Here is a 13,072-nt window from a genome sequence, read left to right as displayed (position 1 = left end):
TCCTCCGAGTTTAAACACTCGGAGGATAAGATCGCTAATCTGAGCATATTCCAATCTGTTTTTTTCTTCTTAGTACAACTTGGATCATGCATTGTGAAGTACATTAATTTCAGCTATTCTGTATTTTTAGTTATAAGTCCATATGCCAGACGTGATTAAACCATACAATAAACTGATAAATATAATAAAAAACAATCAGGAAACAATGGTGAAGCAACTTCACCAGCTTTGTGAGATTAATTCTGGCACAAACAATTTGGCAGGATTAGCCCAAATTGCTAATCTATTACAAATTGCCTATAAGCCTATAGCTGATACAACCCAGAGAAAAAAACTAAACCCCTTATCTGTTATTGATATATCCGGTAATACAATGGTGCAAAACTGTGGGGATGCCCTATTCATTAGAAAACGACCACACTTGAAACGACGAGTTTTGCTTTGTGGACATATGGATACGGTTTATGCAGAAGATAATCCATTTCAAAAATTAAAGTACATCAATGATAATTGTATTAACGGACCTGGGGTTACCGATATGAAAGGTGGTCTTATTGTGATGTTGCAAGCCTTATCCGTTTTTGAGGAAAGCGACGTTGCAGCTGAGCTGGGTTGGGATGTTTTAATTAATGCCGATGAAGAAATCGGTTCACCTGCATCCAGCATGCTTTTCGATGAGTTGGCCGCGAATTATCAAGCAGCTTTAGTTTATGAGCCGGCAATGACACCAAGCGGTACTTTAGCTAAAAACCGCAAAGGCAGTGGCAAATTGACGCTTATTGCCACAGGAAAAGCAGCCCATGCAGGACGAGATTTTTCAGAGGGACGAAATGCAATTTCTTACTTAGCTGAAGCAGTATGTGCTGTACATGCCCTTAATGGGAAACGTGATGGAGTGACAATTAATGTAGGAAAAATTGCGGGTGGTGAGGCGCTCAATGTGGTTCCGGACAAAGCAGTAGCACAGGTTGATATCCGAATTAGCCTACCTGAAGATGAATTTTGGGTACGATCGGAACTGGATAAAATCATTTGCCAATTAAAACGTCAAGGTTATTCTTTGAATGTCCATGGTGTTTTTGGCAGGCCAGTAAAGCGTGTATGCTCGCGCACAGAACGCCTATTTCATCGTATTCAACATTTGGGACAAGAACTTGGTTTATCAATAGACTGGAAAGATAGTGGCGGCTGTTGTGATGGAAATAATTTGGCCCAGCATGGTTTACCAGTTATAGATACCCTTGGAGTCAGAGGTGGTAATATTCATAGCGCGGAGGAATATATAGTACTCAATAGTTTGTCTGAACGTGCATCACTCAGCACCCTACTTTTGCTTGACCTAGCTCAAGGTGGCCTAGAGGATCTAAAAAATGATGTTATTTCGTAGTGCTCGCAATACAGATTTAGATGCTATTCATCATTTGGCTGAGGAAAGTGGCGTAGGAATAACAACGCTTTCTAAAGATAAAAAAATATTAGCAAAACGACTTCATTGGTCGACTGATTCATTTCATAAAAACGTAGAAAGAGCCAATAATGAATATTATTTATTTGTTTTAGAAAATCCCAAGAATAAAAAAATAATAGGCGTTTCAGGAATTGAATCATGTACTGGATATGAGAGTCCTTTTTATTCTTATAAAATCTCCAAACGTACCCGAATTTGTCGCTCATTGGATATACGTAGTGATTATGAGGTTTTAAGTCTGGTAAATGATAATCAGGGGCGAAGTGAAATCTGCACTCTTTTTTTAGAGCCTAAGTATAGAAAACATAAAAATGGTTTATTACTTTCTAAAGCCCGTTTCCTTTTTATCGCCCAACATCCTAAGCGTTTTGCTTCGACAGTAATTGCTGAAATGCGCGGAATCTCAGATAAAAATGGTATATCACCTTTTTGGGAAAATGTAGGAAGCCATTTTTTTCATATGTCTTTTGCAGAAGCTGATCGGCTGACACTGACAACTGACAAACAGTTTATAGCAGACTTAATGCCTCGTAACCCTATATATATTAAATTGCTGTCTCTTCAAGCCCAAGCAGCGATTGGTCAACCTCATCCTTCGACGCAAACAGCCATGAACATTTTATTAAAAGAAGGATTTCGGTATAACAAGTATGTGGATATTTTTGATGCAGGTCCTACGCTTGAAGTACCTCGCCTAAAAATCAAAACCATAGAGTTAAGCCACGTTGTAACGATTAAAAATATTAGCGATGAAGTAAGTAGTACCAGTTACTTATTAGCAAATACTCAATTGGATTTTCGAGCAACAATTAATAGCGCTTTAGTTAATAAAGAAAAAAGCACGTGTATTATCAGTAAAAAGACAGCCAATCTTTTGCAAGTCACATGCGGAGATCAACTGCGTGTTGCTCCTTTACAACTTGATGTAGGAGAATTGCATGACTAAATCACCGGTAATCCAGGGTAAAGGACAATACATTAATGGCCAATGGGTAAAAGGAAATGGGACCATTTTAGAATCCATAAATCCTGGTTATGGCACGTTACTTTGGCAAGGCATGAATGCCACAGAACAGGAAGTTTCTGCTGCATACCGTGCCGCGCGACAAGCACTTTTCTCGTGGTCCTCACTTGATTTTGAGCTACGTGCAAATTATACCCAAAAGTTTGCCCAACAAATTGAAAAGAATCGTGACCAATTGGCATACTTAATTGCTTTGGAAACAGGAAAACCATTATGGGAAGCACAGACCGAAGTTAATGCAGTTATAGGGAAAATTAATTTATCAATTCAAGCTTATCATGAAAGAACTTGGCCAAAAATAACTCAAACGACTGAAGCAAATACCTGCCTTCGCTTTAAACCTCATGGGGTTATAGTCATTCTTGGTGCATTTAATTTTCCAGCTCATTTAAGCAATGGACATATAGTTCCTGCTCTGCTGGCAGGAAATACCGTTCTTTATAAACCAAGTGAACATGCACCTGCAGTAGCAGAATTGATGATGCAGTGTTGGCATGAGAGTGGCGTACCTTCTGGGGTAATCAATTGCTTGCAAGGCGATGCTGCCTGTGGGACGGCATTACTGACACAAGACATTCAAGGTGTATATTTCACAGGAAGCTATGCGACCGGTTTGCGCATTCACCAACATTTTAGTAATAAACCGGAAGTAATTTTAGCTCTTGAAATGGGAGGAAATAACCCTTTAGTCATCGATGAAGTCGCTGATCTTAACGCAGCTGTTTATCATACCCTACTGTCTACTTTGATTACTGCGGGTCAACGCTGTACGTGCGCACGACGTGTCATCATTCCTGACTCACAGCAAGGTGATGAGTTCTTAAATCGTTTCATCCAAACATGCTCGTCAATTAAGATCGCACCTTTTGATCAAAAACCAGAACCCTTTATGGGGCCAGTTATTAGTTATGAACAAGCCCATAAGCATATTCATAACCAAAAAAAACTGATTGATTTGGGCGGTGTTTCCTTATTACCCATGAATTTAATTGCTGAGCGTACAGGCTTGTTATCACCAGGCATTATTGACATGACACACGTTAAAAATCCTCCAGATGAGGAAATTTTCGCACCCTTGGTACAGATATATCGTTATAGTCACTTTGAGCAAGCAATCACTCTGGCCAACCAAACCCGCTATGGTTTGGTTGCAGGTTTATTAAGTAATAATGAGCAACATTACCACCAATTTTATCACCATGTTCGAGCTGGATTAATTAATTGGAATAGGCCTACTACTGGCGCAGCCAGCAGCCTTCCTTTTGGTGGGGTCGGATTAAGTGGAAATCATAGGCCGAGCGCTTATTTTGCTGCGGATTATTGCGCTTATCCAGTAGCCAGTATGGAGCAACCTTCTTTAACGATGCCAGAACACATTTTGCCAGGTATTGTATTGAAATAATTCTATTAGATGCTTCACTGCTCTGGATCGAGCGTATGGTGCCCATATGCAGTAGGTAAATATAAGACGGAAGATTAAAATGAACGTTTATGAATTAAACATGGATGGCCTAGTTGGCCCTACTCATAATTATGCAGGACTTGCACCTGGTAATATTGCATCTTCTTATAATGCCTTAGCAGCTTCTAATCCCCAAGCGGCTGCCTTGCAAGGATTAGATAAAATGCGCTTGCTTCATAAAATGGGGCTAAAGCAGGGTTTACTTCCACCCCACCAACGCCCTAATCTTAAATTACTTCATCAACTCGGTTTTTGTGGTACGCCTAAAGAGCAAATTAATAAAGCCTTTAAAACAGCCCCAGAACTTCTTGGGGCTTGCTATTCAGCATCCAGTATGTGGTCAGCCAATGCTGCTACTGTTTCCCCTAGCACCGATACGCACGATCATAAAGTCCACTTTACTGCTGCCAATCTTGTAAGTAATTTGCACCGACACCATGAAGCTGATTTTTCAAAAAAAATACTGGAATTTATATTCGCAAATCCAGCTTATTTTCATCATCATCCTATTTTGCCTCGGTCAATTATTACAGGCGATGAAGGTGCTGCAAATCACAGTCGTCTTTGTCAAAAACACAGTCAACCTGGAATTCATCTTTTTGTCTATGGGAAAAAAGCTTTCGGGAGAGGTCAAACTCACCTCGGGCCAATCAAATATCCGGCCCGACAGACTCGAGAAGCATCCGAAGCAATAGTTCGTCAACATCAACTCTCAGAAAACCAAGTTGTATTTGCTTGCCAAAACCCTCTCGCTATTGATCAAGGGGTTTTTCATAATGATGTTATATCTGTAGCCAATGAATCAGTTTTTTTAGTTCATGAGCAAGCCTTTTATCAACAAAACTCTGTGCTTAAAGAATTAAACGAAAAAGCCTCCTTTTCTTTAAATATTATTCAAATTTCACAAAAAGAGCTTAGTATCGTCGATGCAGTTGAAACGTATCTTTTTAATTCACAAATTATCAGTTTAACCAGTCAAAACTCTATGATGCTCATTGCTCCTTTTGAGTGTCAAAATAACCCTCGTGTTCAGATGTGTATTGAACGAATACTTTCTGATGAATCCAATCCAATTAATTCAGTCTATTTCCTTGATCTGAAACAAAGCATGTGCAATGGCGGTGGCCCTGCATGCTTGAGATTGCGTGTTCCCTTAAATAACGAAGAATTGCAAGCAATGCATCAAGACGTATTAATAGATGATGAACTATTAAGCATTTTAGAAAAGTGGGTATTAAAGCACTATCGTACTGAGTTAGTTGCGGCAGACTTAGCTGATCCTCAGTTAATTGAAGAAAGTTTTTCTGCGTTGGATGAGTTAACTCAAATTTTAAAACTTGGATCAATTTATCCTTTCCAATTAGAGATGACACGCTAAAATGTGGAAAACAAAGTTAGGAAAATGCATCTATACCTCTCCCGCGGGTTATAAAGTATATCAAAATGCGTGTTATCGTTGGTTAACCTTGGGTAGTAATGCGCTACAAACTGTTATTAACCGTCATAAGCCTCAGAAACCCGTTTTATACTATCTTCCAGCCCTCACATTAATGGCCCGTAATTATCCTGGAACTATTTGTATGTTAGGATTAGGTGGTGCAGGAATTGCATTAATGCTAAAGGACTCTCCTTTAGTTGCTGTAGACAATAGCGAAGAGGTCATTGAAATAGCGAAACGTTTTTTTATCATAGACCGCTTAAAAAATTTAACAATTATCCATGAAAATGCGATGGATTATGTACAAAAATGTGAAACAAACTTCACTCATCTCATTGTTGATCTATATAACGCGAATCATTTTCCTCCGGAATGTGCTAATGCTCATTTTTTTGTCTTATGCAAAAGAATAATAACTGAAGATGGATTTTTGGCTATAAATTTAGCCAATGTAAAAGAACAATATCCAATTTTTCAATTAGTCAAAAATCAATTTAACCATACCCTGGTTATTCCAGTAAGAAACAGCGCCAACATGATTGTTTTTGCTTCAAAAAACAAAAGTAAAGAACTGTTTATGAATAAAATAAAGGAAACAGGAGCATTTAAGCGAATTATTTGGGTTGATTCCTGGGGTTATGTTGGAGATTATAAACAAGGTATTTGGCAGCGATTGGCAACATATTTTAGGAAAAATAAGGATATTAAATAGCAACCATCAGAAATGGATTGCGCGATCTTTTTCAAATCCTAAAATATTATAGGTTTCCAAATCAAATATTGATTTTTGTAACACCCTTCTAATCTGTGTTATAAATGTCGTAAAAAATAAAGGCAGAGAATTTTTCTATTTGTAGTACAACTTTTAATATCTACCACGACCATCCAAACAGATTGAAGTTCTATCCACTGGTAACCCAATTAGGGCAAATAAAAATCATATTGATTATTTATAGTCTATACTGATTATATATCAACTTTATTGCATTAAAGGAATCCAAAACATATCCAATCGATTTCACAGACTTGAATGTCTTGAAGTATTCGACAGATAACAACTATCGATGGAGGTTGACATGCCGAAAATTAAAGTGACGGAATTAGAAGATTTAGAAAGAATCTTTAAAAATAAATTAGATGAACTTAACACAGCTCCAACAAATAGTCATACCGGAATGAGCAAGTGCATTATTAATAAGCTTATTCATGATTTAGGCAACCTTGTTATCATTGCAAAAGCCAGTAATCTTTCAGAGATGCCTATGGCTGGAAATATGTATCAAAATGTAAAATCTCTCAGTGAGAAACTAGAGTTTAATGATCCAGAAATACTAAAGTTTTTAAATAATACAGAGTTCTCAAAAATTTCCCCTCCCTCTTCGGAAAGGTTTGATGATGAAGTTGAATTTTCTGGTGAAGAAGATGAGTTGTGTTTAAAAGCAAAAGCATTATGCTTAAAAAGTAAAAAAGAAGATTCGGATGAAGAGGATATTTTTGAATGGGATGAAGAGGATACAGAGGATAAACCATTTACCCCCTGATACCTAGACTACAAAATAATTGCAGTATTCCAAGATGATACTTCAGCAGTAAATTCATTGATCGCGTTCATTTCTTTAGTAGGTTTAAATAAACCATAAGCTGTTATACCCCCTGCTACTACACTTAATGCCGTACTTGAAGAAGCAACAGCTAGTGCAGCTGAGTAACCACTTAGAAGTCCGGCAAAAAATGCGCCTGGGCCTGTCCACCAACTACATGCAACTCCAATTGTAAATCCAATTAAGGCGGTTACAGTGAGTACAGTTGCTGCTGCAGCAACCGAAAGTACTGCATGAAGCACATCAGGATGTTGTCCCTCCAAAATAACTTTACAATTATTTGTAAAATCTTCGATTGCATGCACTTTATGCAATGGGGTGACACTGGAGTTATTAGTATCCACAAATATAACTCTCGATAATTTGATTAGCTCTTGATTGATTAAAAGTTTTTTGCTATCTGGTAATTCTTTTAAACTCTCTAGCAACCTGGCGCTCGCTTCGCTCCAAAGAGAATATTGTTTTCCTTTGCACAGTTGGGTAATTATAGAAAATAGCTCCTTTACATGATCTCCACTTTTTGCCGAAGTACTAATAAAGTGAACAATCTCTTTTGATTTAATTTTCTTAAGTGCATCCAAACTTGCTTTCGGCGAGTCTGATTTTGTCCCAACACAGATAATAGGAACATTGGGAGCAAATTCACGAAACTCTTGAATACTTTTATTAATTTCTTGATCATTAATTTCCTCAGTCAAATCAATACAAAATATGCCTACATCCGCTCCTTTATAAAATACAGAACTCATCCCTTGAAATCGCTCATCCCCTGCTGTATCCCATAAGATCACTATATTATCGGAAGCAATTTCTCGAGTTAAAAAATCAGCACCTACAGTAGTACGTGGTTCATATTGAAACTCAAATTCTTCCTGTAACGCAATTCGACGATTAAGCTGAGTTTTACCACTTTTGTATTTGCCAAAAAAAACTACCTTGTATCGCATGAGAAACCTCAAAAATTATTGGTTTGGTATTTAATCGGATCAACAAATTTCCTTGTTTCGATTTGTAAATAAGCTAGAAAATTCAATAAGCTGTTTGTTTACTTTGAAGGATAAAAAACTACATAAGGGTGATTGTTGCCTGAGGCTATTTGCCTCAAGCAATAATTTGACTTAAATTTCCATTAAGTCTTTTTCTTTTTCGGCTAATAATGCATCTATTTCCAGGATGTATTTATCAGTCAATTTTTGAATGACTTCAGTTGCCCTACGCTCATCATCTTCAGAAATAGTCTTATCTTTAACCAATTCTTTTAATTGATTATTTGCATCTCTTCTGATGTTACGAATAGAAACCTTTCCTTGTTCGCCTTCATTACGGACGACTTTGATTAACTCCTTTCTGCGTTCTTCAGTTAATGGAGGCATAGGAACGCGAATTGCAGTACCTGCTGTAGCAGGATTCAAACCCAAATCAGAATTTAAAATTGCCTTCTCTATAGCTGATACTAGCGATTTTTCCCAAGGAGTTACTAAGATTGTTCGCGAGTCACTGGCAGTAATATTAGCAACTTGATTTAATGGAGTCATGGTTCCATAATAATCAACTTGTACATGATCCAGTAAACCAACATTTGCTCTTCCTGTACGAATTTTTGTTAGATCCGTCTGTAATGATTCAACGCTTTTTTTCATTCGCTTTTCTGAATCTTGCTTAATCTCATTAATCATGATTAGCTCCGACTATAGTTCCTACGCGTTCCCCAGATACAATTCTTCTCAATGCATTAGGTGCCGTCATATCAAAAACCTGCAAAGGCATACCTTGATCTTGACAAAGACATATTGCAGTTGAGTCCATTACTTCCAAGCCTTGAGTTAACACTTCAATATAAGTCAAATAATCATAACGTTTGGCATTAGGATTTTTAAAGGGATCTTCCGAGTAAACACCATCTACTTTAGTTGCTTTTAAAACTACATCAGCTCCTATTTCAATAGCTCTTAAACAAGCAGCCGTATCAGTAGTGAAAAACGGATTTCCCGTTCCTGCTGCAAAAATTACAACCTGTCCAGTTCGCAAGTGTGTGATTGCTTTACGTCGATGATAAGGATCAACTACACCAAGCATAGGAATGGCTGACATAATACGTGCAGGCATATCAATGCGCTCCAAAGCATCTCGTACTGCCAAAGCATTCATTACTGTAGCCAGCATACCCATATGGTCACCAGTTACACGCCCTACTCCTGCTTGAGAAAGCGCCTTGCCACGAAATAAATTACCACCACCTAAAACGAGGCCAACTTCAACGCCCATCTTGATTAATTCGGCTATATCCCTGGCCAATGTGTCCAAGACCGAGGGATCAATACCAAATTGTGACTTGCCCATAAGGGCTTCGCCACTATATTTTAATAAAATACGTTTATATTTTAATGGGTGACTTTCATTCATCATGTACGAACCTGAGCCATCACTTCTTCAACAAAGTTATCTTCTTTTTTCTCTATTCCTTCACCAACTTCATAACGGATAAAAGATAGAACTTCAGTATTCTTTTCTTTTAAAAGTTGTCCTACTTTGATATCAGGATTTTTGACAAATGGTTGGCCCAATAAGCTCACTTCATCAATAAATTTATTGATTCGACCTTCAATCATTTTATCGATAATTTCTTGTGGTTTGCCACTTTCTTTTGCCTGAGCGGTAAAAATTTCACGCTCATTTTCAATTGCTTCCGCAGATACTTGATCCTTGCTTACTACAATTGGTTTACTTGCAGCAATATGCATTGCGATGTCTTTAGCAAGCTCTTCATCACCAGTTTTGAGTGCGACCATAACGCCGATTCGTGAGCCATGTAAGTAACAACCAATTACTCCAGTATCACAATGCATGCGTTCCAGACGTCGTAGTTTAATATTTTCACCAATTTTCGCCACTAATTCTTGACGTGCTTGTTCTACGGTACTTCCAGAAGAAAGGGCAATAGCTGACAATGCTTCAATTGTAGTAGCCGAACTGTTTAATGCAGCTTCTGCAACTTTATTGGCAAAGTTAGTAAAGTTCTCATCACGAGCAACAAAATCTGTTTCACTATTAATTTCGAGCATCACCGCACTACGTCCATCGATAGAACGTGCAATAACGATTACGCCCTCAGCAGCAACACGATCTGCTTTTTTATCGGCTTTTGCCTGACCTGCTTTACGCATTTCAATGATTGCAGCCTCTATATCACCATTGGTTGCTATTAGAAACTTTTTACATTCCATCATGCCAGCGCCGGTACGCTCACGTAACTGCATGACTAAACTCGCACTAATTGACATTTCATTTCTCCGTATAGCAAAAAGGGGGCAAATTAAGGTGTTCAGACACCTGAGCCCCCTATATTATAAATTTTAATTATTCCCCAGATTTTTCTGTATCACTGGTTTGTTCAACTACTTCTACAAATTCAGCATCAGATGAAGATCCTACGCCAACCGTGTTACTGCCTTTGGCATCTAAAATTGCATCAGCGACACAACGAACATAAATATCAACTGCTCTCATAGAATCATCATTACCAGGAATAATGTAATCAATATTTCTCGGGCTATTGTTGGTATCAACAACACCAATAACAGGAATTCTTAATCGATGAGCTTCTTCAACAGCAATGTGCTCGAAGCCAACATCAACAACAAACAGAGCATCAGGTAAACCACCCATGTTTTCAATACCGCCTAAACCTCTTTCCAATTTCTCTAGTTCACGCGTCAGCATTAGTGCTTCTTTTTTAATCATTCCATTAAACAGTCCCTTTTCTTGCATTTCTTTTAACTCTTTTAAACGAAAAATAGACTGGCGTACTGTTTTATAGTTGGTCAACATACCACCTAACCAACGATGATCAACATAAGGCATGCCACAACGTTTCGCATGTTCACGAATACTGTCTTGTGCTGCCCTTTTGGTACCTACAAATAGAATTTTTGCTTTGTTTGATGCCAATCTGCCAACATAGTTCACTACGTCATTCAGCATCACCATCGTTTTTTCAAGATTGATAATATGGATTTTGTTACGAGATCCAAAAATATACTCACCCATTTCAGGATTCCAAAACCTTGTTCTGTGTCCAAAATGAGCACCTGCTTCGAGTAATTCACGCATACTTATATTCATTATTTATCTCCAGGGTTAGTCCTCCACGCTTCCCATACGAAACCCTTCAGGGACCCTATCGTATGTGTCGAAACGTGTGTGTATTTAAAGCGCGACCTTTATACCATATTAAACGAAATTCATCAATCGAATTTAGCACCAAATCATTTTTTTTATATTGTGCTAAGCTTTTTTTAAGGGCTCTCGATTAATTTATCAGAAGTCTATAAGAACTGGCTTTTTATGTGCGGTAATTTATTGAAACCAAAATAAAGAAAAAAAATGTATCAATATAATCCAAACTTACATGTAAAAATCTGGTTAAGCAATAATCCAAATGTATTTATGAATTTGGAAAATCAAATTCGTCTTATCGAAATGCGGGAAAAAAACCCTAACGACACGATTCATTTGGTATATGACTCTAAATTGCTCACATCGAGCGCAGTAAATACGCTTCATGAATTTTGTAAAGAACATCAAATTATTTCCATTAATGCACATACAATTGATACATTACTCCAATCAGATAATGAAAGAAAATTATACAATTTTTATAAAGAAGAAATTGACAATTTAAAAACTGGCGGGAATTTGGCTGTTGCAAGTGATATTTTAAGATGGCTCTCACCAATATTTGAAAAAGGTACTTATACAGACTTTGATTTTCCAATTGATACATCTGCTCTTCCCAAATTCATTACAACTGAAATGCCTATATTACTTAATATTGGCAGTTTAAAAATGGGTAAAAAAGAATTCATACTGGCAAATAATGACTTTGTAGCGATTATAGACGCAATCGCTGCCAAAAAAGAAATCGAGCGGGTGCAAAGCGGACTTATCGCCAGATTAACTCATTATGATACCGATTTTATTGAGCGAACTGAAACTGAATTAAATGAAGACAGCTTTATAAATCGTCATCTTTTAAAATTTATGAAAAATCGTTCTGAATCACTTTATATAGCAAAATCCAAAGAAATTACTCCACCTGATACATCCGATTCTTCCTTAAAAATTAGAGCATACATTATTGAGGTAATGACGGATAAAAACAAATTTTTAAATTTTAACAAAATCACGCCTCAAGAAACGCATGACGAGGTAATAAAGAGATTGAGAAAAGAGCTTCATGCGCAGCTAAACCTAGTAAAATATCTTTTTTTTAGCAAAGAATATTTTTTAATTAAACGTATTCTGGAAAAAAATGATGATAAGTTTTTAACTTATTTAATGAAAAAAGAATGCGATCTTTATCTTAAATCAATCGTTGTATGCACAACAGGGCCAATACAAATATCGAATGCATTATTCAATGGCTATGTGGTAGATACAGATAAATTTATTCGAGAAATTCAACCACTTTCTTTTAATCATTATGGATTGCAAAAGGCCTTTCGCTCACAAAACTCTATACCCTTACATGAGAACGTATTGGGAATGCTCAAATTTCTTGGGGTTAACGAAGGTGAATTAAATGACTCTTCATGGTTGGATTCTGGAAAAAAATTACAGGCTTCACGAACAAAACTACTGGCTACACGTCAAAAGGAACTTGCGATAAGTTTGCCTCTTTCTTTTTTCACAATAAAAAATGATATGGAAAAATACATCCGAGAAATGACAAAAACTCCTTATCGATCTTTTTCAGATGAAAAACATACACTAACCGGAGATCTTGAGCTTATATTAAGTTGTTTTAACCAAAAAAATGAATTTAATATTCTCCAATTTAAAAAGATCTTGCATAACATCCATCCTCATGATGTATATACCCAAAAATTAATCGAAGATCTCGAAAATCTCTGCCATGAGGCAATCATTTTTAGCCTTGCAAAAAATAAAAAAATAAAACTAGGTCTTTCCTCCTATCAATTGACTCAATCCGATCCCATTTGGGCGCAAGAATCCGATTGATTACTCAATGCAGAAGATATGGCAAAATAATTCGGGGAGCGGCCTATTTCACAAAATA

General features: G+C 37.1%; 12 protein-coding genes. 7 read left to right on the top strand and 5 right to left on the bottom strand.

Features of this window, described 5'->3' with window-relative positions:
- Positions 1-142: 142 nt before the first annotated feature.
- From A8O27_RS08610 to A8O27_RS08585, 6 genes are all read left to right on the top strand, one after another.
- The gene (locus tag A8O27_RS08610) at positions 143-1,387 is read left to right on the top strand and encodes a hydrolase (RefSeq protein ID WP_374930662.1); all 1,245 of its coding nucleotides are present in this window, start codon (positions 143-145) and stop codon (positions 1,385-1,387) included.
- Entirely contained in the window at positions 1,371-2,414 is a 1,044-nt protein-coding gene (astA, locus tag A8O27_RS08605; RefSeq protein ID WP_058459853.1) for an arginine N-succinyltransferase, read from the top strand. Before A8O27_RS08610 ends, astA begins: the two co-directional genes overlap by 17 nt.
- The gene (astD, locus tag A8O27_RS08600; protein WP_058459852.1) at positions 2,407-3,894 is read left to right on the top strand and encodes a succinylglutamate-semialdehyde dehydrogenase; all 1,488 of its coding nucleotides are present in this window, start codon (positions 2,407-2,409) and stop codon (positions 3,892-3,894) included. The genes astA and astD overlap by 8 nt, the downstream gene beginning before the upstream one ends.
- A gap of 79 nt (positions 3,895-3,973) precedes the next feature.
- On the top strand, positions 3,974-5,332 hold the full coding sequence (astB, locus tag A8O27_RS08595) for an N-succinylarginine dihydrolase (protein ID WP_058459851.1): 1,359 nt from the start codon (positions 3,974-3,976) through the stop codon (positions 5,330-5,332).
- A 1-nt stretch (position 5,333) separates the two neighbouring features.
- On the top strand, positions 5,334-6,104 hold the full coding sequence (locus tag A8O27_RS08590) for a spermidine synthase (protein WP_058459850.1): 771 nt from the start codon (positions 5,334-5,336) through the stop codon (positions 6,102-6,104).
- A 364-nt stretch (positions 6,105-6,468) separates the two neighbouring features.
- Positions 6,469-6,933: a hypothetical protein gene (locus A8O27_RS08585; protein ID WP_058459849.1), complete on the top strand. Its 465-nt coding sequence runs from the start codon at positions 6,469-6,471 to the stop codon at positions 6,931-6,933.
- Positions 6,934-6,941: 8 nt separating this feature from the next.
- Here A8O27_RS08585 and A8O27_RS08580 read toward each other — a convergent pair whose 3' ends face one another.
- The 5 genes from A8O27_RS08580 to rpsB all read right to left on the bottom strand — a co-directional run bounded on the left by A8O27_RS08580 (position 6,942) and on the right by rpsB (position 11,118).
- Positions 6,942-7,940, bottom strand: coding sequence for a Rab family GTPase (locus A8O27_RS08580; RefSeq protein ID WP_058459848.1), 999 nt, complete (start codon positions 7,938-7,940; stop codon positions 6,942-6,944).
- A gap of 171 nt (positions 7,941-8,111) precedes the next feature.
- Positions 8,112-8,669 (bottom strand): ribosome recycling factor, encoded by a 558-nt coding sequence (gene frr / locus A8O27_RS08575; RefSeq protein ID WP_058459847.1) that lies wholly within the window; start codon positions 8,667-8,669, stop codon positions 8,112-8,114.
- Positions 8,662-9,399: a UMP kinase gene (gene pyrH, locus A8O27_RS08570; RefSeq protein ID WP_058459846.1), complete on the bottom strand. Its 738-nt coding sequence runs from the start codon at positions 9,397-9,399 to the stop codon at positions 8,662-8,664. The genes frr and pyrH overlap by 8 nt, the downstream gene beginning before the upstream one ends.
- The gene (tsf, locus tag A8O27_RS08565; RefSeq protein WP_058459845.1) at positions 9,396-10,274 is read right to left on the bottom strand and encodes a translation elongation factor Ts; all 879 of its coding nucleotides are present in this window, start codon (positions 10,272-10,274) and stop codon (positions 9,396-9,398) included. The genes pyrH and tsf overlap by 4 nt, the downstream gene beginning before the upstream one ends.
- A 76-nt stretch (positions 10,275-10,350) precedes the next feature.
- On the bottom strand, positions 10,351-11,118 hold the full coding sequence (rpsB, locus tag A8O27_RS08560) for a 30S ribosomal protein S2 (RefSeq protein ID WP_115684303.1): 768 nt from the start codon (positions 11,116-11,118) through the stop codon (positions 10,351-10,353).
- 258 nt (positions 11,119-11,376) lie between these two features.
- Between rpsB and A8O27_RS08555 the strand changes: the two genes are divergently transcribed.
- Positions 11,377-13,014 (top strand): glycosyltransferase family 88 protein, encoded by a 1,638-nt coding sequence (locus A8O27_RS08555; RefSeq protein ID WP_058459843.1) that lies wholly within the window; start codon positions 11,377-11,379, stop codon positions 13,012-13,014.
- Positions 13,015-13,072: the final 58 nt, after the last annotated feature.

This window comes from Legionella bozemanae, from assembly GCF_001648595.1.
GTDB lineage: Bacteria > Pseudomonadota > Gammaproteobacteria > Legionellales > Legionellaceae > Legionella > Legionella bozemanae.
This window is presented reverse-complemented; position numbering and strand designations above follow the sequence as displayed.

Bases quoted from the DNA above. Each gene is read 5' to 3' on its own strand.
- A8O27_RS08555 (WP_058459843.1), top strand. From the start codon at position 11,377: ATGTATCAATATAATCCAAACTTACATGTAAAAATCTGGTTAAGCAAT.
- A8O27_RS08610 (WP_374930662.1), top strand. From the start codon at position 143: ATGCCAGACGTGATTAAACCATACAATAAACTGATAAATATAATAAAA.
- tsf (WP_058459845.1), bottom strand. From the start codon at position 10,274: ATGTCAATTAGTGCGAGTTTAGTCATGCAGTTACGTGAGCGTACCGGC.
- A8O27_RS08585 (WP_058459849.1), top strand. From the start codon at position 6,469: ATGCCGAAAATTAAAGTGACGGAATTAGAAGATTTAGAAAGAATCTTT.
- astA (WP_058459853.1), top strand. From the start codon at position 1,371: ATGATGTTATTTCGTAGTGCTCGCAATACAGATTTAGATGCTATTCAT.
- frr (WP_058459847.1), bottom strand. From the start codon at position 8,669: ATGATTAATGAGATTAAGCAAGATTCAGAAAAGCGAATGAAAAAAAGC.
- A8O27_RS08580 (WP_058459848.1), bottom strand. From the start codon at position 7,940: ATGCGATACAAGGTAGTTTTTTTTGGCAAATACAAAAGTGGTAAAACT.
- A8O27_RS08590 (WP_058459850.1), top strand. From the start codon at position 5,334: ATGTGGAAAACAAAGTTAGGAAAATGCATCTATACCTCTCCCGCGGGT.
- astD (WP_058459852.1), top strand. From the start codon at position 2,407: ATGACTAAATCACCGGTAATCCAGGGTAAAGGACAATACATTAATGGC.
- astB (WP_058459851.1), top strand. From the start codon at position 3,974: ATGAACGTTTATGAATTAAACATGGATGGCCTAGTTGGCCCTACTCAT.
- pyrH (WP_058459846.1), bottom strand. From the start codon at position 9,399: ATGATGAATGAAAGTCACCCATTAAAATATAAACGTATTTTATTAAAA.